32 protein-coding genes are annotated in these 26,476 nt (G+C 39.0%); 30 read left to right on the top strand and 2 right to left on the bottom strand.

From position 1 onward, the window contains the following. Positions 1-257: 257 nt before the first annotated feature. Entirely contained in the window at positions 258-1,151 is an 894-nt protein-coding gene (locus tag ACMGGO_RS13205) for an SDR family oxidoreductase (RefSeq protein WP_054548781.1), read from the top strand. A 166-nt stretch (positions 1,152-1,317) separates the two neighbouring features. Here the strand turns inward: ACMGGO_RS13205 and ACMGGO_RS13200 are convergent, their stop codons facing one another. Beyond that, a complete protein-coding gene (locus tag ACMGGO_RS13200; protein ID WP_288580617.1) occupies positions 1,318-1,809 on the bottom strand; it encodes a DinB family protein in 492 nt (163 codons plus the stop codon). 227 nt (positions 1,810-2,036) lie between these two features. On the opposite strand from ACMGGO_RS13200, the gene ACMGGO_RS13195 reads away from it, so the two are divergent. The 16 genes from ACMGGO_RS13195 to ACMGGO_RS13120 all read left to right on the top strand — a co-directional run bounded on the left by ACMGGO_RS13195 (position 2,037) and on the right by ACMGGO_RS13120 (position 15,333). Further along, a complete protein-coding gene (locus tag ACMGGO_RS13195; RefSeq protein WP_279494689.1) occupies positions 2,037-2,252 on the top strand; it encodes a helix-turn-helix transcriptional regulator in 216 nt (71 codons plus the stop codon). Beyond that, positions 2,242-2,733: a hypothetical protein gene (locus ACMGGO_RS13190; protein ID WP_279494690.1), complete on the top strand. Its 492-nt coding sequence runs from the start codon at positions 2,242-2,244 to the stop codon at positions 2,731-2,733. The genes ACMGGO_RS13195 and ACMGGO_RS13190 overlap by 11 nt, the downstream gene beginning before the upstream one ends. A gap of 164 nt (positions 2,734-2,897) precedes the next feature. Continuing rightward, positions 2,898-3,491 (top strand): VanZ family protein, encoded by a 594-nt coding sequence (locus ACMGGO_RS13185; protein WP_281216586.1) that lies wholly within the window; start codon positions 2,898-2,900, stop codon positions 3,489-3,491. Between the two features lie 155 nt (positions 3,492-3,646). After that, positions 3,647-3,958 carry a hypothetical protein gene (locus ACMGGO_RS13180; protein ID WP_054548778.1) on the top strand — a complete coding sequence of 104 codons (312 nt, stop codon included), beginning with the start codon at positions 3,647-3,649 and terminating at the stop codon, positions 3,956-3,958. Between the two features lie 521 nt (positions 3,959-4,479). Further along, positions 4,480-4,956 (top strand): IS200/IS605 family transposase, encoded by a 477-nt coding sequence (gene tnpA, locus ACMGGO_RS13175; protein ID WP_115673398.1) that lies wholly within the window; start codon positions 4,480-4,482, stop codon positions 4,954-4,956. Positions 4,957-5,141: 185 nt separating this feature from the next. Next, positions 5,142-5,291, top strand: a complete 150-nt coding sequence (locus ACMGGO_RS13170) for a hypothetical protein (RefSeq protein ID WP_158651944.1) — start codon at positions 5,142-5,144, stop codon at positions 5,289-5,291. Positions 5,292-5,652: 361 nt separating this feature from the next. Further along, positions 5,653-5,883, top strand: a complete 231-nt coding sequence (locus ACMGGO_RS13165; protein ID WP_374806159.1) for a hypothetical protein — start codon at positions 5,653-5,655, stop codon at positions 5,881-5,883. Positions 5,884-5,973: 90 nt separating this feature from the next. Beyond that, positions 5,974-6,480: a GNAT family N-acetyltransferase gene (locus ACMGGO_RS13160; protein ID WP_374806158.1), complete on the top strand. Its 507-nt coding sequence runs from the start codon at positions 5,974-5,976 to the stop codon at positions 6,478-6,480. A 138-nt stretch (positions 6,481-6,618) separates the two neighbouring features. Continuing rightward, the gene (locus ACMGGO_RS13155) at positions 6,619-7,122 is read left to right on the top strand and encodes a hypothetical protein (protein ID WP_374806157.1); all 504 of its coding nucleotides are present in this window, start codon (positions 6,619-6,621) and stop codon (positions 7,120-7,122) included. Positions 7,123-7,365: 243 nt separating this feature from the next. After that, positions 7,366-7,863: an RNA polymerase sigma factor gene (locus ACMGGO_RS13150; RefSeq protein WP_016994968.1), complete on the top strand. Its 498-nt coding sequence runs from the start codon at positions 7,366-7,368 to the stop codon at positions 7,861-7,863. Continuing rightward, positions 7,850-8,965, top strand: coding sequence for a hypothetical protein (locus ACMGGO_RS13145; protein WP_374806156.1), 1,116 nt, complete (start codon positions 7,850-7,852; stop codon positions 8,963-8,965). The genes ACMGGO_RS13150 and ACMGGO_RS13145 overlap by 14 nt, the downstream gene beginning before the upstream one ends. Positions 8,966-9,178: 213 nt before the next feature. Beyond that, entirely contained in the window at positions 9,179-10,003 is an 825-nt protein-coding gene (locus ACMGGO_RS13140; RefSeq protein WP_319840457.1) for a copper amine oxidase N-terminal domain-containing protein, read from the top strand. Between the two features lie 147 nt (positions 10,004-10,150). Continuing rightward, complete coding sequence (locus ACMGGO_RS13135; protein ID WP_374806155.1) at positions 10,151-10,468, top strand: hypothetical protein; 318 nt, start codon at positions 10,151-10,153, stop codon at positions 10,466-10,468. Positions 10,469-10,989: 521 nt separating this feature from the next. Next, positions 10,990-12,090 (top strand): alpha/beta hydrolase, encoded by a 1,101-nt coding sequence (locus ACMGGO_RS13130; RefSeq protein WP_374806154.1) that lies wholly within the window; start codon positions 10,990-10,992, stop codon positions 12,088-12,090. A 160-nt stretch (positions 12,091-12,250) separates the two neighbouring features. Next, positions 12,251-14,380, top strand: coding sequence for a type IA DNA topoisomerase (gene topB / locus ACMGGO_RS13125; RefSeq protein ID WP_374806153.1), 2,130 nt, complete (start codon positions 12,251-12,253; stop codon positions 14,378-14,380). 107 nt (positions 14,381-14,487) lie between these two features. Further along, positions 14,488-15,333, top strand: coding sequence for a nucleotidyltransferase (locus tag ACMGGO_RS13120; protein ID WP_374806151.1), 846 nt, complete (start codon positions 14,488-14,490; stop codon positions 15,331-15,333). A gap of 80 nt (positions 15,334-15,413) precedes the next feature. On the opposite strand, the gene ACMGGO_RS13115 is transcribed toward ACMGGO_RS13120, so the two are convergent. Continuing rightward, positions 15,414-16,025, bottom strand: a complete 612-nt coding sequence (locus ACMGGO_RS13115) for a TetR/AcrR family transcriptional regulator (RefSeq protein WP_009371039.1) — start codon at positions 16,023-16,025, stop codon at positions 15,414-15,416. Positions 16,026-16,227: 202 nt separating this feature from the next. Between ACMGGO_RS13115 and ACMGGO_RS13110 the strand changes: the two genes are divergently transcribed. The 13 genes from ACMGGO_RS13110 to ACMGGO_RS13050 all read left to right on the top strand — a co-directional run bounded on the left by ACMGGO_RS13110 (position 16,228) and on the right by ACMGGO_RS13050 (position 26,126). After that, entirely contained in the window at positions 16,228-16,980 is a 753-nt protein-coding gene (locus ACMGGO_RS13110; protein WP_374806148.1) for a glucose 1-dehydrogenase, read from the top strand. A gap of 463 nt (positions 16,981-17,443) precedes the next feature. Then, entirely contained in the window at positions 17,444-18,802 is a 1,359-nt protein-coding gene (locus tag ACMGGO_RS13105) for an aspartate kinase (protein WP_066038516.1), read from the top strand. Positions 18,803-18,906: 104 nt separating this feature from the next. After that, complete coding sequence (locus ACMGGO_RS13100) at positions 18,907-19,092, top strand: hypothetical protein (RefSeq protein WP_048390624.1); 186 nt, start codon at positions 18,907-18,909, stop codon at positions 19,090-19,092. A gap of 204 nt (positions 19,093-19,296) precedes the next feature. Beyond that, positions 19,297-19,980, top strand: coding sequence for an adenosylcobinamide amidohydrolase (locus tag ACMGGO_RS13095; RefSeq protein ID WP_420281952.1), 684 nt, complete (start codon positions 19,297-19,299; stop codon positions 19,978-19,980). Beyond that, the gene (gene cbiB / locus ACMGGO_RS13090) at positions 19,977-20,933 is read left to right on the top strand and encodes an adenosylcobinamide-phosphate synthase CbiB (protein ID WP_048390628.1); all 957 of its coding nucleotides are present in this window, start codon (positions 19,977-19,979) and stop codon (positions 20,931-20,933) included. Before ACMGGO_RS13095 ends, cbiB begins: the two co-directional genes overlap by 4 nt. Then, positions 20,920-22,014 (top strand): pyridoxal phosphate-dependent aminotransferase, encoded by a 1,095-nt coding sequence (locus tag ACMGGO_RS13085; RefSeq protein ID WP_374806145.1) that lies wholly within the window; start codon positions 20,920-20,922, stop codon positions 22,012-22,014. The genes cbiB and ACMGGO_RS13085 overlap by 14 nt, the downstream gene beginning before the upstream one ends. Continuing rightward, on the top strand, positions 22,011-22,619 hold the full coding sequence (locus ACMGGO_RS13080; RefSeq protein WP_374806144.1) for a histidine phosphatase family protein: 609 nt from the start codon (positions 22,011-22,013) through the stop codon (positions 22,617-22,619). Before ACMGGO_RS13085 ends, ACMGGO_RS13080 begins: the two co-directional genes overlap by 4 nt. Before the next feature lie 12 nt (positions 22,620-22,631). Further along, on the top strand, positions 22,632-23,207 hold the full coding sequence (locus tag ACMGGO_RS13075) for a bifunctional adenosylcobinamide kinase/adenosylcobinamide-phosphate guanylyltransferase (RefSeq protein WP_313872037.1): 576 nt from the start codon (positions 22,632-22,634) through the stop codon (positions 23,205-23,207). Between the two features lie 20 nt (positions 23,208-23,227). Continuing rightward, positions 23,228-24,004, top strand: a complete 777-nt coding sequence (gene cobS / locus ACMGGO_RS13070) for an adenosylcobinamide-GDP ribazoletransferase (protein WP_103119072.1) — start codon at positions 23,228-23,230, stop codon at positions 24,002-24,004. Beyond that, complete coding sequence (locus ACMGGO_RS13065; RefSeq protein ID WP_374806143.1) at positions 23,977-24,573, top strand: histidine phosphatase family protein; 597 nt, start codon at positions 23,977-23,979, stop codon at positions 24,571-24,573. The genes cobS and ACMGGO_RS13065 overlap by 28 nt, the downstream gene beginning before the upstream one ends. Then, positions 24,525-24,917 carry a bifunctional adenosylcobinamide kinase/adenosylcobinamide-phosphate guanylyltransferase gene (locus ACMGGO_RS13060; protein WP_103117932.1) on the top strand — a complete coding sequence of 131 codons (393 nt, stop codon included), beginning with the start codon at positions 24,525-24,527 and terminating at the stop codon, positions 24,915-24,917. The genes ACMGGO_RS13065 and ACMGGO_RS13060 overlap by 49 nt, the downstream gene beginning before the upstream one ends. A 31-nt stretch (positions 24,918-24,948) precedes the next feature. Then, complete coding sequence (locus ACMGGO_RS13055; RefSeq protein WP_349531526.1) at positions 24,949-25,443, top strand: ECF transporter S component; 495 nt, start codon at positions 24,949-24,951, stop codon at positions 25,441-25,443. Then, the gene (locus ACMGGO_RS13050) at positions 25,440-26,126 is read left to right on the top strand and encodes a hypothetical protein (RefSeq protein WP_374806142.1); all 687 of its coding nucleotides are present in this window, start codon (positions 25,440-25,442) and stop codon (positions 26,124-26,126) included. The genes ACMGGO_RS13055 and ACMGGO_RS13050 overlap by 4 nt, the downstream gene beginning before the upstream one ends. Positions 26,127-26,476 lie beyond the last annotated feature (350 nt).

The following is a 26,476-nucleotide window of genomic DNA, read 5'->3' as shown; positions in this document are numbered from 1 at the left end:
AACCTACTTTATAGAGGTTCTTAAAACACTCAATGTAAGTGTTCAAACTATCCATTTCAACAGTGGACTAGTCTGCTCGCTTATATAGGGTGTTTTTTCTTTTGTAAGGAAAATGTAAATGACTCCATCATTGGTGGAAGGGCGGAAGAAATCTGATGCTGTTTAAAGTAAATGTTCAGAGGGTATTCAACAAAATGTAACAGTGTAAGCACACAAAGTGTTTGTCACTAATTAATCAAAATAGGAGATGATAGCTGATGGGAAACCCACATCTAACCGATCCACGTAAAAAATTTCATACCGAAAAATTCCCAAATCAGGAACAGAACACGCCAGCGCTACAGCATGGAATGATCCCCAAACCTGACTGCGGAGAAGAATCATATAAAGGATACAATCGTTTAGAAGGGCGCAATGCCTTAATTACAGGAGGCGATTCTGGGATTGGCCGTGCTGCCGCTATTGCCTATGCACGTGAAGGAGCCAATGTAGCCATCCAATTCTTCCCTGGTGAAGAGGAAGATGCCAACGTCGTTAAAGAATTAATTGAAAAAGCAGGAAGAAAAGCATTACTGCTACCGTATGACTTGCGAGAAGACGGCACAGCGACAGAGATTGTTACAAAAACCGTAGAAGCCTTTGGCGGATTGGACATTCTTGTATTAAATGCTGCGCAACAGATCGCACAGCCATCCCTAAGTGACTTAACAATTAAACAAGTGCAAGACACTTTCAAAGTAAACATCATCAGCATGTTCGAGACCGTAAAAGCTGCTGAAGAACATTTGGAGCCAGGAAGTGCAATTATCACCACCACATCGGTTCAATCTTTCGATCCATCCTCATCTTTAATGGATTATGCCGCGACAAAAGGTGCAATAAGCAACTTTATGGTATCCCTATCCTCGTACTTTGCTTCTAAAGGTGTTCGTGTCAATGGTGTTGCACCTGGCCCGATTTGGACGCCGCTTCAGCTAGATAACGGGAAATTAGAAGGAGAGATTCCTGAGTTTGGCCAAAATACGCCCCTCGGCCGTGCAGGACAGCCAGTAGAGCTTGCACCCGTTTATGTTCTTTTGGCCTCGGATGAAGGAAGTTATATCACGGGTCAGATTTATGGAGTGACAGGTGGTAAGCCGATAGACTTGTAAACTTACTAAAACCACTCTCGACATTAGTGATGTTCCACTGATTATGGTAGAAAAACAGCTTAAGATGGATAATGAAAACGAATTAAATGATATGCCCCCTATAGTTAGTAGTTTGTCTCTAACTTGAGGGGGCATCTGCTTTTCAATCACCAATTGGAATCATCGTTTATAAGTAGGAGCGCTTAGCAGGCCATGAACCTTGTAGTTTACGAAGTTGAACAATTTGTCCTGTATGGTAAGCGTCGTGCAAAAGGATATTTAGATATTGTTGCCAAACTGGAAGAGCGGGACTAGGTTGATCTAATGCCTCTTCTTGCAAGGATGCTAATGAAGATTGTAGGGCATCATGTACGTGAAGGGTTCGATTCACTGTTTCTTGCCAAGCATCTTCATCATGAGCACCGCCTTGGACAAACGTTTCATCATTATTTTGTGGAGCAACAAATGTCTCCTCTTTATGTAAGCGAGAAAGTAAGCGCTCTTTAAAGATTAATAAATGGTTTACATTTTCCCAAATCGTATTAGCAGCATTTCCTTCTGGTTGCCAACTAGCTTGCGCAGCAGTGAGATTCTTTAATGCTTCTGATAACGGTGGGTACCATTCCTCTTCGTAAAAAACCTGATTGACTCCATTTTGCAAGAGCTCTTTTTTACTCATTTGAATAACCTCCTTTTTGTAACGCTCAAAACATTCCTTACTATTAATTTATCAAATTTTCCGAAAATAGTACATAGTAATAGAATTTTGTTGTTCTTTACTCGACATTGCCATATCATCTAACTAAAAATCAAATTGTAAAGTTTGCTTGACATACGAAGTGATGTAAAGTAAACTTTACTTAACATTAAATGTATAGTTTGCTTTACATTTATAAAGGAGGCATTATGAAAAACAGAATTCGAGAATTACGAAAATTGAACAAGATTACGCAGGAAGAATTGTCGAAACAAGTTGGCGTTTCACGGCAATCGATCATTGCTATTGAATCAGGCAAATTCAATCCATCCTTAGAGCTTGCCTACAACATTTCCAAAGCGTTCAATAGCACAATTGAAGAAGTGTTTATATTTGAAGAGGGGAGAATGAATAATGGAGATTAATATCTGGGGTATGATTGGATTGTATGGGGGAGTGATTGGTGGACTTCTTGGATGGTGGTTCGGGCGACAGAAAGCTAGAAAAAAAAGAGGTTTAGACGAGCTGTACTATCATATTTGGCAAAAGGCGAGATCCTATTCATGGTATGTGACATTAGGAGCGCTGTATGTTTTCTTTACGTTACTCAATTTTGGAATTGAATTAAGCACTGCTATGGTTTTAGGTATCCTTTTATTAACACACGTAGCGAGTTGGGGAATCATTGGGATTATTTTGACCATCAATATGTCCAGCGCAGCCCCGTTACAGCCCTCGCGTGTGAAGGTGGGCCTATTCGTCTTCATTACGTCCATTATTGTATTCACGATCATCTCGATCCTGACGACAAACTGGCTATTTTTATTATTTAGTATTCCACCTAATTTAATTGCACTTTTTACTGCACTTACTCCGAAGCGAAAAGATTCCGAGGTAACCTACTAAACTTCATACTAATATCGTACCGTTTTTTCCCCTATAGATATGGTGGTCTATGGGGGTGTTTTTTTATATATGACATTAAAAGCATCTAAATGGAAAAATGGTTTTGACTAACATTGTTAAAATAAGTAAAATGATAGTTGTTACAGAATTTGGGAGGTGTTTACTTGCATACAAACTATGTTCTATATAATATTGTTCCTTTCGGATTTTTAGTGTTGTTGGTCTATATTTTTATAGATGTATTTCTTGATTACTTTAGAAAAGAAATCAAGCCTAATCAAAGACGCGTTACTTTATATAGCTTTTTCTTCTATTTACTATGTTTACTTCAAATTAAAGTAGGGGGAATAACACTTTTACCTCTAAATCCAGCAGACAAAAGTAGGAGTTTTATTACAGCTAATGATTGGTTTGGAATTTTTGATAGTATCCACTTCAATATGTATTTGTGGAGCTATTCAGCTATAGTTTATAATTTTTTATTATTACTTCCTTTAGGGATATTTTTATGCGTTCTTTTCCATTTTAAAAATAGAAATAAAGCCATTTTTCTAGTGATATTGTGTTGTTTAGGTATAGAGCTTTTACGTCTACTATTAGGGTCGTTTAGTTTAGTTCCTAGGAACATTGGATCTGTAGATGGTATCTACTTGTTATGTAATATACTTGGTGGAATAATTGGTATATTAATAGTGAAAATATTTACGCATATACAAATGAAGCGAAAAGATAAAGTTTATAATGGTAGTTTTAATTGAATAATAGTTTTCGGCAATTGGGCGCGTTTATTTATCAACGTGTCTTTTTCTTTTAAATGGCAATATTGTTGAATAATACAGTTATTTGAAACCTTTCCTACAATTTACCGTTAAGTATTGTTAAACGGCAATACAAATAGAAAGAGGGATTCGTTATGATTGGTTGGCTTAATATTGGCAGTCTCTTACTAGGAATAATCGCTTGGATACTTCCGGTTATTTATCTAATGGGAAATAAAAAACATGAACATTCTAATTGGGGCATCCTTGCCGTTCTCAGCATCAGTGCCTGCGCTATTTCAATTAGTTTTCAGATGTTTTATAATTATCATTTAGTAAAAATTGAGGATTGGACGGCACTCATGGACACGACACGTGCAGTCGTGATAGCCACAGCAGTTCTTCTCATTTTTACATTGCTATTAAATGGCCTTACTTTTATTGTATATCAAAAGAACAAAAAGTAAGATATTCGTTGCCTGTTCGTATGATTGAAATATATTTTTGGTTTTCAGAGAGTGTAATGAAGAGAATGGTAATTTTTGGGCCTTTTTACAATCGGGCGCTTTATTTAGCGAAAATCTACTCTTTCTCGTGAGATGGCTAGAACAAAGGCTATGAAAAAAATAGTATCAATTATTTTTACGAACAGAAAGCTACCGGTTGATGAGAGGTGCATGTAAAACGAGTGAGAATTCATCTTGGAGCTCTGTACCGAAAAGATCATACACCCGTAATCATGTGCGAGAGTATCGTCAAATGACCGTACTTCTTAAGGTAAGTAATGTGAATTGCTTATAAATTAAAGGTGGTAACACGAGTTGAATCGTCCTTTTGGTTAATCCAAAAGGGCGTTTTTTTGTATATTTTGAAAACCCCTTGCTATGCGAGGGGTTCCAAAGAGCTTCTAGCTATGGACAAGAAAAAAACCCCAGCCGTACAATGAAATCAGGTCTGGTCAACCGACTTCGTACGAAAGGGGCTCCAAATGGATAATAAAAGTTTAGCACACACGACATGGAATTGTAAGTATCACATCGTCTTTGCGCCAAAATATAGAAGGCAGATTATTTATGGACAAATCAAAGCAGATATAGGTAGAATTCTTCGCCAGTTATGTGAAAGAAAAGGAGTAGAAATCATTGAAGCCACAGCCTGTCCTGATCACATTCATATGTTGGTGAGTATTCCACCAAAAATAAGTGTTTCATCGTTTGTGGGTTATTTGAAAGGGAAGAGTAGTTTAATGATATTCGATCGGCATGCGAACCTGAAATACAAATATGGAAATAGGAAGTTTTGGTGTCGCGGATATTATGTAGATACAGTAGGACGAAACAGAAAAATCATACAGGAATATATAAAAAATCAATTGCAAGAGGATATTCTTGAGGATCAAATGACCATGAAAGAATTCATTGATCCATTTACAGGAGAAGAAATACAAGCAAAAAAGCGAAAATAATAAAACCACTTTAGTGGTAGCGTGAAAACGGAGTGCGGTTGGCGGACCTTTCAGTGTGTCTTTAGACATGGGCCAGTACCCCAGCGTTTCACGCGTAGAGCAAACCACCAGTTAGACTGGTGGTTCTGATTTATTCCTTTTTTGAACAAGTATTTGAAAATCTAAACGTATGAGGAGTAAGCATTATGAAAGATAATCATCAAGATTCACAACTAAAGCGGGAATTAAGTAAGCGTCACATGCAATTAATTGCACTTGGCGGATCCATTGGGTCGGTTTATTTTATGACTCTAGTTCAACCACTCAAATGGCAGAGCAGGCAAAGTGAGGAATAGGCTCTAAAGTAGCGGTTAAAACATGAAAAGTAGCGGATACAACGTGAAAAGTGATGGATAGAGCAGGCAAAGTGAGGGATAGGGCCATCTATTTTGCTCCTTTTCATTTAAGGGTCATATTGTTGAGTAAAGCAATACATCTTACATTTGCGTGTTTATCTTAACATTGGGTCCAATTGTTGAATAACATTCTTTTAAGTAAAGTTTCCAAACAAAGCTTCTGGCACTTTAAGTTTCAGCATTTTAATACATGATATACTTAAACGCACTTGAATTAACACAAGGTATATTGTGATCTTTGTAGAATCTAATTATTATAATAAATTGCGGTGAAATTCAATTCTATAAAGGGAGTGTAAAGGTGGACCTACTACTTTGGGTAACTATTGGTTTTATAATAATTGGATTTGTTGTGCTCGCTTCTATGAAAAAAGATATGGAAAGTAAGGTCGCTTTTATAAAATTGAATATGGAAGAAGAGGGAAATTCATCAAAAGCAAGATCTGTAGTTTGGTGGATATGGAGTACCACTGCTTGGGGGATAGTAAGTCTGTTTCTTATTGTTTGGTGTGTCCATCATTACTTTGGGTAAAATTTTGGCTTCAAATGGGTAAAAACAGGTACTGCACATTTCTAAATGAAATATTGTAGCAAAATATATTAAAAGCAAAGGGTGGGTATTTTGAAGATAATCGAGACGGAACGATTATACCTTAGAGCGTTAAAAATGGACGATCATCATGAATTATCAAAAGTGCTTTCCGACCCCGAATCTATGCAATATTACCCTCATCCCTTTAATCAAGAAGAGGTTAAAAATTGGATCAGATGGAATGAGAAAAATTATAAGCAATATAATCACGGACTATGGGCAGTTGTTTTAAAAGAAGGAGATCTATTTATCGGTGATTGTGGAATAACCATGCAGAACATTGACGGTGTATGGTTACCTGAAATCGGTTTTCACATTATTAAAGCGTATTGGAATAAGGGGTATGCGACAGAAGCGGCATCTGCTTGTAAGGAATATGCATGGAATGTTCTGGGCTATTCTGAAATATTTTCATACACGACCTTAAAAAATATCCCATCCCAAAAAGTTGCGGAAAAAATCGGGATGGAAAAATATAAGATTTTTGAGAAGAATGGTGAACAACAAATCGTTCAAGTTGCCTACAAAAGTTTATGAATAGTTAGTAACTCATTTTTTATTCCAGAAAAGGGCGCGTTAATATAGGAACGTGTCTTTTTCTTTAAAGAGTTGAATAGCATTCTTTTTGGGAATTAGATATTTATTTTATAGAAGGAATGTTATAAGGGGGATTGAATGAAGAAATATATAAAAGGTTTAGTGCCTTGCATTTATTTGATGTTGTCGTTCTTTGTACTATCTGGCTGCAATGCTCAAAAAAGTGGTAATACTTATTATTTATTATTGATGGGTGAAAGTGAAAGCTGGAATCTAACTGGGTATGAGATTGTTATAACACCAGAAGACTTTAAAGCAGGATTTGGGACCTTAAAAATGAAAAACGTCAATACGTATATGACAGATTTCTTCCACTTTGAAACGCATGTGGTTATCGAGAGTGATGATTCAGTAGTTCATACTGATTCAGTTACTGGTGAGACGAATATAGCAGAATATACAACTGGTGCTATTGCAGGGCCATACATCAATAAAAATGGTGACTTTATTACACTGAAAGATATACATGAGATTTATGTGGTCGTTGAATGGTGGGATACTAGTAAGAATCAAAGTATAAAAGAAAGAATAGATTTATTTAACAAATCGAAAAAAGAACAGTCCTTCTTGAACGAACTATAGGTAAAGTTGAATAACGATCTTCTCGGACGCTTTTCTGAAATAATAGGAAAGCGTCTTTCTTCATGAAAAGGGCCATTATCAGTAAGCCCATCTAATACATAGGTACTGTTGCATCATCTAGAAGTGCATTGCATACTACTGCAATCTTGATAAAAAGGCTATTCTAAAATATTTCCAGGAGATTGAACAATTTTTTAGAAAACGAGCGTCTAAGTAGTAGGATTGAAACGAGGTGAGTTGTTGTTGGAACAAATCGTAGAACAATATGGTGAATATTTGTATCATCTTAGCTATTTATATATGAAGGATTTTCAGCTTGCAGAGGAGATTACACAGGACGTACTCATGAAGTACTTATTACATAAAGACGATTTTAGAAAAGATGCTTCATTGAAAACGTATTTAACCCGTATCGCTATTAATTGCTGTCACGATGAACTACGTAAACAAAAGAGAAAATCATTTATTTCAAAGCTTTTACCACTAGGTAGAACTGAACCCTCCGTAGAGCAAACATATATAGCAACTGAAGATTTTGCAACTTTAAAGCAAATTGTCTTTGCATTACCACTTCATTATAGGGAAGTCATTGTACTGTTTTATTATGAAGAATTTGATGTTTCTGAAATTGCTAGTTTATTAAACGTCTCACAAAACACCGTTCGTACAAGGATTCGTCGAGCGAGAGAATTGTTGAAAACAAATCCGGAACTGGAGGCAATATTTTATGAAGGAATTTAAAGACAAGCTAAAAGAAGAATTGCGACAAGATGCCCCATTTACAAACGACATCAAGCAACGTATATTGCAAAAGAAACCCATAAAAAGAAAGTTTAACTGGCAGGTTGTCACCGTATCTATTGCAGCTTGTTTCATTATTGGGTTAATGCTATTCGTTGAGTTTTCTCAAAAGAATAACCTACAAACCGCAAGTCAGCAAAATGAGCTACTACCGATTGTCGATGATGTTTCTTCGTTAGACATCATTCAACCTAAATATGCCCATCTACTTGGAAAACAATGGATGCTGCATTTTTTACCCATGATTATCGATAAGGAAGCCCCTATTACGTATGGAGATTATATTGCTTTTTATGGAACGGATGGGCTTGTCGTTTCAACTGTATTAGGATTAGGGAATGATCATGTAACAATGAAGCAAGGGCAAATTTTAGTAGAGGATACCCCATTAAAAGTACATGGATTAAATGAGCAAATAAAAAAAGAGGATATCAATGACCCATTGAAAAACCCTTATTTTTTTCATAACTTTGGAACAAGACCAGCGCCATTCAATGACAAATCGATTTCTGCGAAAGAAAAAGAAATGGTTGTTTATGATAGTGACGAAGGCCATACGATTATGAAAATTAGTGAGGGGCAATTAGTCGGTAAGGTCGTAGGCTTCCAAAATTTTGAACTAACATTTGAATTGTCTGAACAGGAGCAGCAAGTTTTTGATGCCTTTAAAGCGGATTATAATATGGAAAAGTTAAAAAATATGACACCCCAAGCGATTACTAAAATGTTTTTATTGAGTGATATTGAAAAAGATTATGAAACATATGAAGCATTGTTTACAACAAATAAGAACGAAGAAACAGAAAGTGTTCGAAGATATTATGAGAAAACGAAAATCGTACGTCAGGAGTTGTTTACAAAGGAAATAAATCGCCTTATTATTGCAAACCTCTTTGCTGGGCTAGAACATGCGGAGTTTGAGCAACAAACAGATACAACAGGTGTTGTAAAATTTATTTCACTTGAAGGACCAACAGAGCTAGGTATGGAGAAAAATGCCCAAGGAATTTGGCAGCCAGCCTTTAGTAGGGGAATTTATTAGGTTTTTAGAAAGGACATCAACTCTAATTTTCACCAGTATCTTTATCTAACAATCGGACGCGTTTATTTCGAAACGCGTCTTCTTTTATAGGTCATGTAGATTGAATAAAGAGCAGGATAGTTTAACGATATAGGTGGATTTTTATGGTAAAATATTTTAGTGGAATGTATTTTTGGGGAGAATAGTGAGTTTTAAGAAAAGGAGTGTTCAATGTTGAAAAAAGTGTTCTCAGGAATTTTTCTTGGGTTGATTCTAATCATGACTTCGTCACCGGCATATGCAGCCGATTTTCAAATAAAAGTTGACGGTGTTACAATTGCATCTGATGTAAATCCAGAAGTTAAAAGTAATCGGACAATGGTTCCTTTACGTGTAATTAGTGAAAATTTAGGGGTAAATGTTGTATGGACGGATGCCCAAATCACCCTTACTAAAAACGATATACAGGTAACACTAAAACTTAATCGTAATCAAGTGGTGAAAAACGGTAAAACAGAAACGCTTGATGTAAAGCCATATATGAAGAATAATCGTACTTTTGTTCCGATGCGTTTTCTTGCCGAAACATTTGGCAGCAATATCACTTACAAAAACGGTACAGTAACGGTTGAGACACAGCCTCTCTTTATTGATGGTATAAAAGTAAAAGCATTGCAATACGAATATCATATGACATTAGGCGGAGTCGTACAGCAAATCAATGGGAATGGTTATAACGAAGCTATTTATCATACTTTTATAAAAAATAATGGAAGTAAAATCGAAGCACCTACTTATAATCCTTGGGATTCTCATCCCATTCCAGTAGGAGACTATGATAAAACTGCGCAATTTGATTTTTTAGACCAAGACTCGAACAGTATCAAACGGTTTGATATTTATTTTTCCACGGGGGACTTGGGCGGAGTTTTGGTGCATGATACTACTGCAAATCATTGGTATGTCTACAGTGATACCGCAAGACTGGGAATACTTCAATTAATTGATACAGCCTCGTTGAACGGCTTTGTGACGGTTATGAGTAATACAGTTCCTTAAGGTGGATAATAGTGTTTTACTATTGTTTTAACGGACTTACTTTAATATGGAGTAGAGCCTTTTTCTACTTAAACAACATTGCAACTTTGTTTGTACCATTACGCAGGTTTATATTTTCATGTTGTCAGAAGAAATGAGGTAATTTATTTGGATGAATGGAAGAAAGTTGTACTTAGTTTACTCGAAATCATTGTAATTCTATCGATTGGTTTACTTTTTACAACTTATATTTTAAGACCTATATACGAGAATTTTGGAATTCAATTTACAGGTAACGTATGGGTAAACTGGTTTGGATTATCGTATATTTTATTCGTCTTATACTCGTTGATTGTCGGTATTTTTATTTTTCAGGAAAGTAATATCTTTAAACAGCGACGTACATCCGTACTCTTTTGGCTCATTTTTATTGGTTCAATTTATGTAGTTTTTATTCCTTTTATAAAAGGTGAAAATCCATTTTAAGACTTCTATTATAGTTCATTATTTCAACAATCCCAAAATCTATTACCGACACAAAGTAGGATAAAAATCAAAAACTGCATCCATTTAGATGCAGTTTTATTTTTTTCTAATCAGTGTTTCACCAAGTGGGATTCCAACCACAACAACCAAAACAGTTAAAATTAACAGTGCTCTAAAAATAAAATATGCAGCTTCATCAAACATCGTATCCCTCCTTCTTTTTTACAATACCTAACTCATATTCCGAAAGAATTATTGTTGTGTTTTTATAGTTTACGTCATTACAAGGTACGTATGCAGTTTTTAAAAAATTTGTGGCATTTTTTTAGTAAGGAATGCGTCATGCTTCCTCTAAAGGGTCACTTTAATCCTTTAGAAAATGGAAGAATACAACCTTGTATTGATGCTATACAAGATCTTCAATCGTTATTTGCTAAAGAATGAGCTAAAGGTTAATAATCCTTTACCCGAGATAATAAATAGTAAACGATACATAAGTAAATTTAATGGGGGTTATGATGATGAAGGTAGCGAAGAAAATAGCCAAAATAGCAGGAATCCTTCTAGTTATACTGACTTTGTTTATGGGGGTTGGATACGCTATTCTTGTGATTAATCCGTTAGGAAATAAACCAGGCAAGCCAGTTGCGGATATTGAAGACAAGGTGGAGATTTGGGGAGAAGAAGTGGCAGGTAATCATTCGGGAAGTAAACTTGACGATATGAATATTAAGGGCAATCCTAACAGACTTTTGGCGACATTCAAATTTTCCACTGGCATTGTGGGAGAAGACTATAAAGACAATGAAGCGGCCATTGATACCTTTACCTATGTCTATGAAATTGAAGGGGGCTATGAAAAATCAACCTATGAAGATAAGCCCTATCTGATTCCTTATACGGTAGCGAACAGTGACAGTGCCGTCATTATTATGCCAGGTGGTGGTTATGGCTTTAAGGAAATGGATGGAGGAACAGCGGAAGGAAAGGAAGTAGCTGCATCATTAAATAAAGCAGGTATTAATGCATTCGTTCTCCACTATCGTTCCAATCCCTATGAGTGGCCTATTCCACAGCTAGATGTTCAGCGTGCCGTCCGATTTCTACGTTATCATGCCAATGATTATGGTCTCCATCCAGATCGAATTGGTTTAATAGGTTTTAGTGCTGGAGGCTATCAAACGGGTAGCTTTATTAACCTTATTCAGGGAGAAAATCTGTTTCCTGCTAGTTATCAGCCTGATGCCATTGATGCTGTTGATGATCAAGTAGCATCTGCTGCTATGATTTACCCTGCATTGACGTATCGCTATAATGTGCCCATGCTCTTTGCTTCTTTTAATGATGAAGATGTCAGAAATCCAGAAAAACGTGAAGAGCTCTTGCAGCAGACAGATTTATCTACGCATTTCAGAACAGCTCATATACCTCAGTTTATAGCTTATGGGACAAAGGATTTAGCAATCGGGGTAAAAGGTCCACAGGAATATATCCAATCTGCACGAAACGCAGACGCGGATGTGACTGTGATAGTAGCAGAGGACCAGAATCATGGCTTTAAGCAGGAATACTATATGCGAGCGTATCTTGAATGGGTAAAGAAAATTTTTGCTTCTTTATAATTTGCTTAAGAGGTCAAAGATTTTAGTAAGTGCTATTTTATATGGTTTAAAGTAAAATAGTAGTAAGGTATTTCACTATCAACTCAACTAATCTGATTAGTTGAGTTTTATGTTTTTATAGAAAAGCTACTAAAATATTGTAAAGAAGATGTGATGATTAATGGGGAAAATTGCTATATTAGCAGAGAAACCATCTCAAGCAAGAGCATATGCAGACGCCTTTAAAGTGAAGCAAAAAGAGAAAACCTTTATTGAACTGGAACCTTGTGCTACTTTTCCTCATGGTGCAGTTATTACCTGGGCGGTTGGTCATCTTGTTGAATTAAAGGAGCCGAAAGAATATCAAAAGGAATGGGAGAAGTGGTCGCTTGCTTCATTACCGATCATTCCGCAAAAATTTGAAGATAAAGTGGTCTCTAAAATGTATCCACAATTCAATGCAGTCAAAAAAATCTTTAGTGATCCCCAAGTAACAATGATTTATAACTGCTGTGATAGTGAACGTGAGGGTTCAAATATCTTCTACTCCCTTTTGAAAATGACAAAAGTAAATAAGCCAGTTAAACGATTATGGATCAATTCATTAGAAGTGGAGGAAATCCGAAAAGGTTTTAATCATATGCAAGGTAATGAGCGTGATTTGCTTATGTACCAAGAAGCTAAAACGCGTCAAATTAGCGATTGGCTAGTAGGTATGAACTGTAGTCGCCTCTATACGCTACTGTTGCAGAAAAAGGGCTTCAAGGGCAGTATCTCCATCGGACGAGTACAATCGCCAACCGTCTATTTAATTTATAAAAGACAGCAGGAAATTGAACAGTTCAAGCCTGAAAAATTTTATGAAATCGAAGGGGTATTTAAAGCTCAACATGGTGTATATAAAGGGAAGGCAAAGCTAAAGACAAAAGAGCGGGCTGAGGCAGTGCAGTTATTGCAACAGCATGGGATTGAACCGAATGATACAGGTCTCATTACAAGTGTCACGAACAAAACGAAGCGGATGGCACCGCCTAAACTACATGCGCTATCAACTTTACAAGCGGCTGCCAATAAACGTTGGAAATACAGTCCATCACATGTGTTGAAACTTACGCAATCACTTTATGAGAAAAAGCTCGTTTCTTACCCACGTACCGATTCACAGCTCATTACACATAATGAGTTTGCTTATTTAAATGAATCATTAGGAAACTATCAGCAGCTTGTGGGAAAAGCATTTCAGCCAATCAATAGAGGGAAGAACAAGCGCTATGTCGACAGTGCCAATGTTGGGGAGCACTATGCGATAATTCCAACGAAAAAAATACCGACCGCCAAAGCGTTGCAATCCATGAATGCTGATGAACGAAATATTTATTTTGAAATCCTCAATACGACACTCGCTATGTTTCATCAGGATTATGAATACGATGAAAAAACGATTATCACGAATGTCAAAAATGTAGAGTTTAAAACAGTAGGGAAAACAGAGCTTGTCAAAGGCTGGAAAGAATTATTTTCAAATGAGACAGGGGTGCAGGCGCGTGAGGAGTCTTTACCTGTTGTCTTCCAAGATGAGCTGGTACAAAGTAAGATTGCTATTTTAGAAGGCACGACAACACCTCCGAAGCCCTATACAGAAGGTCAACTCATTACGATGATGAAAACCTGTGGTAAATCGGTTGAGGATGAAGAGGAAATCGAGGTGCTGAAATCGATTGAAGGGATTGGGACGGAAGCAACTCGAAGTGGCATTATCGAGACGATTAAGAAGCATGGATTTATTGAAGTACGAAAAAATATCGTGAGCATTACACCGAAAGGACAGCTTTTATGTCAGGCAATTGAAGGAACATTACTGTCAAGTCCTTCCATGACGGCTAAATGGGAAATTTACTTACATAAAATTGGTAAGGGGGAAGGCTCTGCCAAGCATTTTATTGAGAGCATAGGCAAGTTTATTCATCAACTAATAGCAGAGGTGCCTAAACAGTTAGAGTCACTGACAATTGAAACAGAGCAGTTTAAACCAGCCGTGGTCAAAGATATTGCCATGTGCCCAGCATGCAAGGAAGGGAAAATAGGCTTGCGTAAAAGCTTTTACGGATGTTCGAATTATAAAAATGGTTGTAAGCAAACGTTCCCACAAAGGCTATTAGGAAAAAAACTAACGGAAAAAAACATCCATGATTTATGTAAGAGTGGGAAAACTGCTATGATGAAAGGCTTTAAATCAAAGAATGGCAAACAATTTAATGCAGCCCTCCGTTTGGTAGAAGGAAAAATTGAATTTGAATTTAAAGAAAAGTAAATGCTGATAGTTTCAAAGGACTTCCAACATGAAAGTAGGATAGTGTGTTTGTATAGGACATGCTATCCTATTTTTAAGTAAATCAGTCACCTAAAAGGAGCGATGTAATGACGACTATAAAAGAAATTGGCAGCTTATGTCTGACAGATAGTGATGGATACATTATTAATCATGCAGATTGGAATAAAATCAACCCTATTTTTCTTGCTGTCATCAACGATGTGGTTCATACCTATCGCACCCTTCTCCAAGATGACTTACATAGCATTTATATAAGGGGATCGATTCCAAAGGGTATAGGTATTGAAGGAGTAGCTGACTTAGACACAATAGCGGTCACGAAGCATAAGCCTAAAAAACAGCAGGTAAAGCGGATAAAAGAAGTAGAACAAGCGTTAACTCAAAACCATCATTGTGTAGATGGGATTGAGCTAAGTGTATTCGGTAAAGAAGATATTTTAAATACGACATCTTTTTCAATCATTAGTTTCATCCTCCAAACCCATAGTATATGTGTCTTTGGAGAGGATTTAATACCTCGATTACCAAGATATAAAGCGAACGAGGCTTTAGCGAATGACCACCTTATTCATTTGCAGGGGCAAATAAAAAATGCCTGTGATGATCTTCAAGATAATTCGGATAGAGAGGATATTAAAGATTGTTGTAAGTGGATTATGAAAATTATAGTAAGAGCAGGACTTGCACTTGTCATAACGAAGGAAAACACCTATACAAGGGATTTATTCCCCGCCTACAAACGGTTCTCAGAATATTTCCCTGACAAGGAAAGCGACATGAGAAGGGCACTTGAATATGCAATAACACCCATAATCGATACGAACGTTTTGTTATTGTTTTTAAATGAATTTGGAACGTGGATGGTTAGTGAAGCGGATAAATGGTTACAATTCTATAACCCTACTAGAGAATTAAACATGAAAATCGTATAACTTTCGAGACAAATAGAGAAAGGTAATCACATTTGCGTTGTGATTACCTTTTGTTGTTAATTGAAATTTGGTGTTCTGCTTTATCTTTCAAAAGGGTTGTCAATATAAGGGCCTTTAATGGTAATACGCATTAACTGGGTCGCCATAAATTTGGGGGTATAGGGCATATCATTTTCTAACCACCAGACGATTACTTCAAGAAAGGCGGCTGCATAAAAACGGACGGCCATTTCGCGCGGCACGGTCAGCTTTTGGTCGTCAGGCTCCATCATTTGAATGCCGCTCGAGACAAAATTGATAATAATGTCTTTAAGACCATCGGAGAAATAAGGGATATTTTTTTCTGTGAGATAGACCTTGTATAGCTTACTATTCAGCGCTATTTGTTCAAATAAATGCATAAATGTCTCATGTGGCTGGTCATAATTTGGTAATAAATCAAAATCCTTCTTCTCTTCGAAGGGTGGATGGATACTACTTACAAGCTCATGCAAGGCTTCTTCTGAGCTTTGATAGAGAAGGTCTAATTTATCACGGTAATGTAAATAAAAAGTGGCACGGTTTAATGTAGCCCGTTGTGTAATATCTTGTACCGTAATCTTTTCATAGCCTTGTTCATCAATTAATGCCACTAGTGCATCTCTTAATAATTGGCGCGTTCTGATGACGCGAGGGTCCATTTTTTTCGACATTTTGAAGCTCCTTGTATTAAATTTTCTATTTAAACAACAGTCCGATTGCAAGTGTTGTGAAAGCATCATTATGGGCTTTGGTGTTGTTTGCCCTTTTTCAATTGCGCGTTATAATTATATTAACGACACCGTGTCGATAATACAACTAGTTGTTAACGTGTTCACGAATTGTTCATTTATATAGAAGAAAGGGAGTTTTATGATGGGTCGTTTAAATGGGAAAGTAGCAATTATTACAGGAGCAGCAATGGGAATGGGCGCTTCTGAGGCAAAACTATTTGCACAAGAAGGCGCAAAGGTCATTGCAACAGATGTACAAATCGAGCCCTTGAATAATTTAGTAAAAGAAATTAAAGAAAATGGTGGGGACATTATTGGTCTTCAACATAATGTTACTTCTGAGGATGAGTGGAAAGCAGTGATTGCCGAGGCTGTAAAGGCATATGGCAAAGTGGATATCCTCGTCAACAATGCGGGCGTTTCATCACCTAAAACAATTGCCAACATGGAAATGGCTGAATGGAATAAAATTATGGATATTAACCTGAATGGTTGTATCATTGGCATGAAATATGTGATTCCTAAAATGCAAAAAGCTGGCGGTGGTTCAATTATCAATATTTCTTCGATCGGTGGAATCGTGGGAATGGCTGGTACAAGCCCTTATACAGCAGCAAAAGGAGCGCTTCGTGTGCTTTCTAAATCGGCTGCGATTGAATATGGTAAAGATAAAATTCGTGTGAATTCTGTTCATCCAGGCATTATTGTAACACCAATGACAGCGCCTACGATGGAAGAGGGCGGTGCATTGCCATACTATCAAGCTTACACGCAATTACCATACTTCGGTGAACCTGAAGATGTAGCTTATGGCGTAGTGTTCTTAGCATCAGACGAATCCCGCTTTATGACAGGCGCAGAGCTCGTAATCGATGGCGGCTGGACAGCCATTTAATCCAATAGCAAAATCAAAACTAGGCATCACTCGACGTGAGCCTAGTTTTTTATATCCACAGTCACTCCATAAAGGCCTCAGGAACGAGCGAAAAACCTCATAAATAAAAGAAAAAGCCTTGCTGAAGGAATCCTTGATACATACAAAAATAGCACAGACATAGTGGATATTTGTGCATATCATAAATGGAGTAAGCGTTTTCTTCATTTATATAGAAGAAAGTCAAAACCGAAAATTTCACGATTATGTGAACGTCACGAAAAAAAATTCACAAAAACCTTAACTATTTCATGTGAAATCCGTATAATAAATCAAACAGTACGAAAATTGTCCATATTTCTCGAAAAATTGCGTGAATTTTTTAAATTGTATTGACGTAGGAAACGATAATTTGTACACTGTGTACAGTCAATTGTTTTGTGGAGGAATACAATTAATTTGAAAAAGTTAGGATTTGATAGATATGATCGTGTGTAAATTTGGTGGAACATCTGTAGCAAGTGCAGAACAAATACAAAAAGTAGCAAACATTGTAAAATCTAATCCGGCGCGTAAGATTGTTGCCGTTTCAGCACCAGGGAAACGTTCTGGTGACGATATAAAAGTAACTGACCTATTAATACAATTAGCAAATGCAGCGTTACTACAAGAGAATACAGAGGAAAAATTGCAAACTGTTGTGGATCGTTTTAGAGCGATTGCTGATGGTTTGGGGCTAGATAATGCCATTTGTGACGTAATCGCAGAAGATTTACGTGAACGTGTACAAGGTGACAAAACAAATGTGGAATTATTCATCGATAGTATTAAAGCAGCAGGTGAAGATAATAACGCCAAGCTTATTGCAGCTTACTTTAATACCATTGGTATGCCCGCACGCTATGTCAGTCCTAAAGAAGGTTTAGTGGTCAATGATTTACCAGAAAGAACCTTTGCATTACCTGAAGCGTATGCTAATTTAGCCCCTTTAAAAGACACAAAAGAAATTATTGTGTTCCCAGGGTTCTTCGGTTACACTAAAGCGGGCGTATTGCGAACATTTGACCGCGGTGGCTCTGATATTACAGGCTCTATTTTAGCAGCAGCCGTTGAAGCGGAGCTGTATGAAAACTTTACGGATGTGGATTGTGTGTTCTCCGCGAATCCGAAAGTCGTCAACGATCCAGTGGAAATTAAAGAAATTACGTATCGCGAAATGCGCGAATTATCATATGCAGGCTTTTCAGTGTTCCATGATGAAGCGTTAATGCCTGTCTACAAGATTGGGGTGCCCGTTAACATAAAAAATACAAATAATCCATCAGCCCCAGGTACACGTATTGTACCAAGCCGTCCTGCAACAGGTCGTCCAGTTACAGGTATTTCGGCAGACAGTGGCTTTTCAACTTTATATGTCTCTAAATATTTGATGAATCGTGAGGTAGGCTTTGGACGTAAGCTACTCCAAATTTTAGAAGATGAAAATATTTCTTATGAACACACACCATCTGGTTTAGACGATATTTCTGTCATCATGCGTTCGAATCAACTAACACCAGAAAATGAAGCACGCATTCTTAGTCGTGTGAAAGAAGAGCTACATGCAGAGTATGTAGAAATGCGTCACGGTTTTTCCATGATCGTGATTGTGGGCGAAGGGATGCGTCATAACACAGGATTAGCTGCCCGTGCTGCCACAGCGATTTCAAAAACTGGCGCAAATATTGAAATGATCAATCAAGGTTCTTCTGAAGTGAGCCTCGTGTTTGGTGTCCTTCAGGAATATGAAAACCGCATTTTACAAGCGTTATATGAAGAGTTTTTTGCCCATGCAAAAGCATAATGACACAATCGTCACTAATCCAAGTGTTTCTTGCTTGGATTAGTGTTTTCTTTTTGCCGAGAATACGGTAAAATCGAGGGCGTACATAGTTGGGAGGGTTATTCGTGAAGAATTTAACAATCGGTATGCTTTTTTCAATCATCGGGATACTTTTTGTCTGTTTAACGATTATGGATATTTTACCGTCATCGACAAAAACAATGAAAATTGTTTACATAGGCATTGGGTGGGTCTTTATTATCGTCGGCTCTGTCATCCGCTTTAAGAATCTCAAACAAAAGCAGCAATAACACTTTGAAAATGGAATTGTGACAATAGCCAAAGTTATGATACAATTTCAAAGAAAATAAATAATTTGAGTATTATGAAGTTGTTATTCTGTACAAATGTTCAGAAGGTTCAAATTTTAATAAAGAATCGACCGTACAAATTCTTCTTTGTAAGAATTTGTTTTTTTATGTTCCGTCATAACTTTATCGCGAGGAGGCGATTGATTGCCTATACTTACTAAGGATTGCATTGATATTTTTGACAATTATGTTGCCCTTCAAACAGCTTCAGCCATGAAGGTTGTATCCTCAGCCATGCATAACCCAGGCTTCGGTCATTATACGCATCTGATGAATCGAACGGTGCCTATTACCTATGATGAACGACAGCCACATCAGGAATTGCTGCAGTTTTTGCAGGCACAGCATTTCCCGCATGACAATACAGTGGCTATGATGACGGCTGTCCAAGCCAAGTTTGCGACTATTCGTGACTTTACATATGAGGGAATCCACCTTGTCATTATGATTACCGCAGGGCTTGGCAATGCGGTGGATATTACCCGTGCTTTTCAACGAGAGGAGCAGTACCATGCAGGCACCATTAATACTTGGGTACTGATCAATGGGAAGCTGTCTGATGAGGCACTTTTTCAGGCAATGATTTCAACTACGGAAGCCAAGGTCAAGGCTTTAGTAGATGAGGGTGTTACAGATCCTACGACAGGCACGCTAGCTACAGGTACATCTACTGATAGCTTGCTTATTGCCTCGACAGAAGAAGGGGACTTCCATCAATATGCAGGTCCCATCACTATGCTTGGTAAGGTCATTGGCTATGGTGTTTATGAAACGTTGTGTGAGGCGGTTAGAAAATACAAAAAAGATAAAGAGGAGAGGTCTAAATGATTGCTATCGTGATTGCCTGCATCATAGGGCTTATTTTTGATTTAGTAGTAGGGGACCCTCCGAAGCTTCCTCATCCTGTACGCTGGATTGGACACTTGATTCAATCGCAAACAGCTTTATGGAATAAGGGCAAATGGCGCAAGCTACGTGGGACAGTGATGGCACTTGCTGTTGTTGGCACGACCATGTTTGTGGTGACGCTAATTCTATTACTAAGCTATCAGGTGAGTATCATTTTTGGCATCCTTGTAGAGGGTCTGCTGATTGGTATAGGACTGGCACAGCGGAGCTTGAAGGAGGCGGCGATGGCTGTCTATGAGCCGCTTGTCAAAGGGGATTTTTCCGAAGCACGTGTTAAGCTGTCTTGGATTGTCGGACGTGATACCGATAAACTAGGTGAGGATGAAATTGTGCGTGGTGTGGTAGAAACGGTTTCTGAGAATACAAGTGATGGTGTGACAGCTCCACTCTTTTATGCCTTTCTATTTGGGGCAATTGGTTTATGGGGCTATAAGGCTGTCAATACCTTAGATTCGATGGTGGGCTATAAAAATGAAAAATATAAAGACTTTGGTATGTTTTCAGCCAAGCTTGATGATGTCCTGAATTTTATTCCAAGTCGCATTACAGGCTTACTGATCGTGCTTGGTACGAAAAATGAAACAGATCGTTCGCTTGGCAAGCGCTTAAAGCGTTGGGTACAGGACGCTAAGAAGCATCCTAGTCCAAATAGTGGCTATTTAGAGGCAGCGACTGCAGTGCAGCTTGGTGTACAGCTAGGAGGAAAAAATACGTATCAGGGCGTTGTTTCTCATCGAGCAATTATGGGGGAAAAATTAGTGCCATTAACGAAAGAGCATATTGCAACGTCCATTATTCATATGCGTATTGCCACAGTGCTGTTTGCGCTTGTTATGTTAGCAGTGGAGGTGTTAATTTATGCGGTTACCTAATCACGGAGCAAATCCGCAAAATGTTTATCAGCAATTAGGCTTAACGATGCCTGAGGTGGTGTATGATTTCAGCGAAAATGTCAATGCGGCAGGACCACCAGCCTTTGTGGAGGCACGTTGGCGTACTTTTTATCCACTAATTCAGCGCTATCCAGATCCAGATGGGGAGCCTTTTTTAACGAAGGTCGCTGCTTTTCATCAAGTAGCAAAGAATACGATTTTACTAGGCAATGGGGCTTCAGAGCTTTTTAGTGTACTAGCAAGACGCTATGCCAATAAGCGTGTTATCATTGTGCATCCAACTTTTTCAGAGTATGAGCGAACATTGCGTGCTGCAGGTGCTACGATCGTTCCTATTGTCGTGACAGATTTTATCAATTACACATTGCCATTAGAGCAGCTACAGCAGGAAATGTTGACGGCAGATGCTGTTTATCTTTGTACACCTAATAATCCAACTGGCGTATTGCCAAATAAGGGAGATTTACTCGCCTTAATCGCACACGGAGCAATCGTTAACTGTGAGCTTGTTATCGATGAGGCATTTATGGATTGGGTAGATGAGGCGCATTCGCTGATTCAGTTTAGTGCACAAAACCCACATGTTATTGTCGTTCGTTCGATGACTAAAATGTATGCGATTCCAGGTTTACGACTTGGGTATTTGGTTGCGCATGCTACAATTGTGAGCGCCTTAAAAGAAATGCTACCGCATTGGAATTTAAATGCCTTTGCGCTTGTAATTGGGGCAAGCTGTTTAGACGAGCAGCACTATTGTCAGCAGGCAATTACCTATGCCGCAGCGCAAAGGGAATGGCTGCATCGTTACTTACAGGACAATGGCTGCCAAGTAACGAATAGTGTGACGAATTATGTGTGCTTCTCCTTACCGAAAACACAGCAAGCGGACGCCTTTTTCACCTATTGTCTTGCACAGGGTGTTGTGCTGCGTCACACAAAAAACTTTCAAGGTATGCAGGGTGAGTGGTTCCGTATTGGCATAAAAGACATTGCAGCCATGACATCTTTACATAATTGTCTACAAACGTGGTTTAACCTAAATAAGGGGAGAGAAAAGTGACAACTTTTTATCTAGTAAGACATGGGGAAACACAATGGAATCAGGAGCATCGACTACAGGGGTGGCTGGATTCTCCATTAACGGAAAACGGTAGAGCAGCGGCTGAAAAACTTCACAAGCAACTGCAACAGATTCCTTTTACCGCTGCTTATTGTAGTTCAAGTGGTCGTGCAAGAGAGACGATGGCTATTTTGATGGCCAATCGCAAGCTGCCTATTGCCTATGAAGATGATTTACGGGAGATCTTTTTAGGGAAATGGCAGGGGCAGACAATCGACGATATACTGGCGACACATAAGCTTGATTATGAGCTATATACGAACTACCCTGCGCAGTTTGTGGCGAGTCATACAGAAAGCTTTGGAGCCGTGACAGAAAGAGCGATGTTTACATTAAAAAAAATAGCAGCCGAACATCACAATGAAACGATCCTCATCGTCTCCCACGCTGTAACGATTAAATGCATTATCAATGCTATTTTACAGCGCAGTATTAGTGAGCTATGGGCGGCCCCATATATTCATGGGACAAGTGTGACAGTGATTGAACGGCAAGGTCAACAATGGCTTGTGAAGGATATTGGTAATCTACATCATTTACAATAGGAGGTGTCCTACATGGCGCTTATTTTTATTACAGGTGGTGTACGTAGTGGTAAATCCCATTTTGCCGAGCAAGCAGCGCTTCAGCATTATGAGGCACAGGCATGTACAGCGAAACGCTTGCTCTATTTGGCCTCGGGTATTGCCTTAGATCTTGAAATGGAAAAAAGAATCTTACGGCATCAGGCAGATCGCCAGGCACAGCCTGTACAATGGCTGACAGTGGAGGCTCCCTATGCAATTTCTGAAGTATTTGAGACACTTCAGGATGGAGATGTGGTGCTGTGGGATTGCGTGACAACTTGGCTGACCAATGCTTTTTACGAAGGCTATGACAAGGGGACACCCTGTTTACAACAGCCTGGTTGTTTAGCTAAGAAGCTACAGGCCGTCAAGCAGGCGATCCAATCACTACTGAAGAAGGATTTGACTTTTTTTGTGGTATCCAATGAACTGTTTGATGAACCTCCTTATGCTAGTGATGAAGTAGAATTATACCGACGAACGCTCGGACAGTTCCATCAATGGTTGGTTTCTATGGCACAGGAGGCCTATGAAATGAACTATGGCATTGTAAAGAGATGGAAATAATCAAGAAGGAAGGCAAGAGGATGAAAAATTTTTGGCATAGCCTCCTACTGGCATTTCAATTTTTTACGGTATTGCCAGTACATAAAGAGCTTCCGCTAACAAGGTCCACCATCACAGGCATGTTTGCTTGCTTACCGTGGATAGGTGCTTTAATGGGAACAACGGTGGCAGCTGTGCTTTATAGTCTTATGCAGTGGACAGCCAGCAGTGAAGTGATGCTAGCTTTCACTGTGATAGGGCTATTTGCTTTATGGACAGGTGGTTTGCACTTAGACGGCTTTATTGATATGGGCGATGCCTATTTTTCCTATCGAGATCGAGAAAAACGATTGGAGATTTTAGATGACCCCCGTGTGGGAGCGTTCGGAGTATTGGCTGTGGTGTTTTTATTAATGGGGAAATTTGTTATTCTACATGAGCTTTTTGTGCAGCAGAAGTTCGACTTGTGGATGGTACTATTCGTTCCATTTCTAACAAGGGTGGGCATGAGCTTTTATTTTATGTCACTCCAGTGCTCAAAGGAAAAAGGTCTTGCTTATTTTTTTAAGTCTCATATGAATGCTAATCGATTAAAAGTGATCATGCTGTTATCGCTCGTATTGGCGATGACGTTTGTTTTTATCAGCACGCAGTTCTTACTTCTTCCTGTTGTCCTAGTCGTCGTTTTAGCCATTGCACTTTTTATTTTTCGACAATTTACGTTGCGTAATTTTGGTGGAGTATCTGGCGATTTATTGGGTGCCTCCATTGAAGGGATGGAGGTTGTGCTATGGGTGACATTGTTACTGTGTGCTTAATACGGCATGCGCCTACAAAAGAGAATCTTGAAAAGCGTTACCTTGGGTGGACGGACGCACCATTAGCAGATACAGCCAAGCTTGCTGTTGTGGATGCAATGGTTAAAAAGGTATATGGCAGTGATCTAAAGCGCTGTCGACAAACGGCTGCTCATTATTTTCCCAATGCTAGCTACCAGGCAGAGGCATCCCTTCGAGAGACGAACTTTGGTGCATTCGAAGGGAAAACCTATGAGGAGCTAAAAATGGATGCTCACTATCGGGCATGGATAGATGATCCAATCCGTACACCCCCTCCACAAGGTGAGGCATTCGATGATTTTATGAAACGTGTTGTAGATGGATTTCATTATTTACCGAAAAATGAGGATAGCTATTATTTAGTGGTTCATGGTGGGGTTATTCGTGCCTTACTTGTTGTCTTTGCGCCAACAGAACAGCCCTTTTGGTCCTATCAAGTGCCACATGATAAACAATTTGTTTTAACATTTACTAGAAAGGCTTGGGAGGAGGGAGCACGATGCATGTCTTTATCGGAGGTGCCTATAACGGCAAAACCGACTATGTGAGGCGCTTGTATGAACCGCAACAGATGGTTATGATTGCTGGCGAACTACCTGAGGTAGCGCCCGCCTGTGATGTCCTTGTCCTAAAGAACTTAGAAAAATGGCTTGTGACACAAAACTTGGAGGAAGATGAACAAATCGTACAAAAGGTGCTAGCCACATTACAAGAGCTTGAACACCATTGTACACTCGTACTTATTGTGACGGATATGGGGCGTGGGGTTGTGCCAATGGAAAAACAAGCCCGACAGCTACGCGATACCTGTGGTCGACTATATCAAGCTTTGTTCAAGGAAGCGGAGCAAGTTGTACGGATTTGGTATGGAATAGCTGAGCCATTGAAGTAAAGTAGACATTCAACAGAAAAGAGGGAATGAAATGGAACGACAAAAATTAAGAAAATTGATTTTGACGGCGATGGTAGCGGCCATCTGTGCAGTAGGAGCAATGATTAAGGTACCAGCGTTTATTTCAACGGCTGCACTGGATTCGGCTCCTGCCTTTTTAGGTGTTGTCTTTCTATCCCCCATCTTAGCAGGGGTTGCTGGATTGATCGGTCATTTTATTACAGCCTTAACGTCTGGCTTCCCATTAGGGCCATTACATATTATTATTGCGGTAGAAATGTTGATTGTCGTATGGGTCTTCGGGATGATGCATAAAAAAGGCATGCACTTTTGGAAATGGCCAGTTGTCTTAGTATTAAATGGTATTGTTGCACCACTACCATTTTATTTTATTATTAGTCCAGCATTTTTCTGGGGTGCTTTAGGTAGTATTCTAATGGCAACGGTGATCAATTTAATCATTGTTGCGGTAGTAATGCCCGTCCTATCAAAGGTTTTTGTTCGTAAGGAAGGTCGTGCACAGTGAGAAATGCGATGAAAGTAGGGGCATTCATTGCGACCATGGATAATGCCGCAGCCATTGGACAAAAACCGCAAGATGTTGTGTCGGCACCAGACCAATTGACAGCCTATATGACAGCACGTGTGACCTTTTTAGAACAGCTTGCTGCACAGGCACTACCTGTTCAAGTTCTACTTGCGAATTTTTCCGGAGATGCCGCATGGTCTCGCTATGAAAAAGGTATACAGCAAGTGTTTGCAGAAGCAGGTCTTACATGCCCAGCCATTACGGGGAGTACGGAATCCAATATGCCCACATTGCAGTCAGGCTTAGCTGTTACAATGCTTGGAGAAATTCAGCAGCAGCGTCGAGCATTTGACCACGATCAGCTTAGTTGGTACACCTATGGCCTGCCGCTTGTGGGTGAAGAGGTGTTGGCACAGCCTGAAGATGTGGCGCAGTTGCTGCCTGTTTTCAAGGCATGGCAGTCAGAAATTGTTCAGCAAGTATGGCCAGTCGGATCAAGGGGGCTGCAAGGAGAATTTGCCCGTCTGTTTGGGGAGCGACATGTGGAATGCGCTCTTGATGGTGCAAAATCAGCAGGCCCCTGTACAGTCATTTTGCTAGGCATTGCTCCAGACAATGAGTCACAGGCACAAAAAATTTTCCTGCGAAATTTTGAGAAACTACGCATTTTTGAAAAGTGATGGGCTTGTTTTGATCAAATGATCGCAGCTTGGGACAGGGCTAGATAATCCAGAGCAAGTGTTATTTTACTTCGATATGATTCTTGCTCTGGGTATTTCCTTACTTATTGACAGGATGACGCTGAATCTAAAGTAGCTGGCTGTTGCTTGTAAAGGAATAGGCCCGCTCTGTAGTGTGAGGAAGTCGCTCTTAAGCAGGGCAAACCCGCTCCAAAGTAAATGAAAGCCGCTCCTAAGAAGTGGAACTTCGCTCTAAAAAGTCACCACCCTCCAAAATCTGCTTAGAAATTAGATTTTTTCTCCTTATGAAGACACTACACCACAATCAAACCACTCCAATAATATTACGA

Source organism: Lysinibacillus sp. BNK-21, assembly GCF_048684915.1.
Classification (GTDB): domain Bacteria; phylum Bacillota; class Bacilli; order Bacillales_A; family Planococcaceae; genus Lysinibacillus; species Lysinibacillus capsici.
Note: the sequence above shows the minus strand (reverse complement) of the source record. Positions and strands in the feature narration are given on the sequence as shown.

Coding starts and splice junctions, on each gene's coding strand:
- ACMGGO_RS13205 (WP_054548781.1), top strand. CDS start 258: ATGGGAAACCCACATCTAACCGATCCACGTAAAAAATTTCATACCGAA.
- ACMGGO_RS13200 (WP_288580617.1), bottom strand. CDS start 1,809: ATGAGTAAAAAAGAGCTCTTGCAAAATGGAGTCAATCAGGTTTTTTAC.
- ACMGGO_RS13195 (WP_279494689.1), top strand. CDS start 2,037: ATGAAAAACAGAATTCGAGAATTACGAAAATTGAACAAGATTACGCAG.
- ACMGGO_RS13190 (WP_279494690.1), top strand. CDS start 2,242: ATGGAGATTAATATCTGGGGTATGATTGGATTGTATGGGGGAGTGATT.
- ACMGGO_RS13180 (WP_054548778.1), top strand. CDS start 3,647: ATGATTGGTTGGCTTAATATTGGCAGTCTCTTACTAGGAATAATCGCT.
- tnpA (WP_115673398.1), top strand. CDS start 4,480: ATGGATAATAAAAGTTTAGCACACACGACATGGAATTGTAAGTATCAC.
- ACMGGO_RS13170 (WP_158651944.1), top strand. CDS start 5,142: ATGAAAGATAATCATCAAGATTCACAACTAAAGCGGGAATTAAGTAAG.
- ACMGGO_RS13155 (WP_374806157.1), top strand. CDS start 6,619: ATGAAGAAATATATAAAAGGTTTAGTGCCTTGCATTTATTTGATGTTG.
- ACMGGO_RS13145 (WP_374806156.1), top strand. CDS start 7,850: ATGAAGGAATTTAAAGACAAGCTAAAAGAAGAATTGCGACAAGATGCC.
- ACMGGO_RS13130 (WP_374806154.1), top strand. CDS start 10,990: ATGAAGGTAGCGAAGAAAATAGCCAAAATAGCAGGAATCCTTCTAGTT.
- topB (WP_374806153.1), top strand. CDS start 12,251: ATGGGGAAAATTGCTATATTAGCAGAGAAACCATCTCAAGCAAGAGCA.
- ACMGGO_RS13120 (WP_374806151.1), top strand. CDS start 14,488: ATGACGACTATAAAAGAAATTGGCAGCTTATGTCTGACAGATAGTGAT.
- ACMGGO_RS13115 (WP_009371039.1), bottom strand. CDS start 16,025: ATGTCGAAAAAAATGGACCCTCGCGTCATCAGAACGCGCCAATTATTA.
- ACMGGO_RS13110 (WP_374806148.1), top strand. CDS start 16,228: ATGGGTCGTTTAAATGGGAAAGTAGCAATTATTACAGGAGCAGCAATG.
- ACMGGO_RS13105 (WP_066038516.1), top strand. CDS start 17,444: ATGATCGTGTGTAAATTTGGTGGAACATCTGTAGCAAGTGCAGAACAA.
- cbiB (WP_048390628.1), top strand. CDS start 19,977: ATGATTGCTATCGTGATTGCCTGCATCATAGGGCTTATTTTTGATTTA.
- ACMGGO_RS13085 (WP_374806145.1), top strand. CDS start 20,920: ATGCGGTTACCTAATCACGGAGCAAATCCGCAAAATGTTTATCAGCAA.
- ACMGGO_RS13075 (WP_313872037.1), top strand. CDS start 22,632: ATGGCGCTTATTTTTATTACAGGTGGTGTACGTAGTGGTAAATCCCAT.
- cobS (WP_103119072.1), top strand. CDS start 23,228: ATGAAAAATTTTTGGCATAGCCTCCTACTGGCATTTCAATTTTTTACG.
- ACMGGO_RS13065 (WP_374806143.1), top strand. CDS start 23,977: ATGGGTGACATTGTTACTGTGTGCTTAATACGGCATGCGCCTACAAAA.
- ACMGGO_RS13060 (WP_103117932.1), top strand. CDS start 24,525: ATGCATGTCTTTATCGGAGGTGCCTATAACGGCAAAACCGACTATGTG.
- ACMGGO_RS13055 (WP_349531526.1), top strand. CDS start 24,949: ATGGAACGACAAAAATTAAGAAAATTGATTTTGACGGCGATGGTAGCG.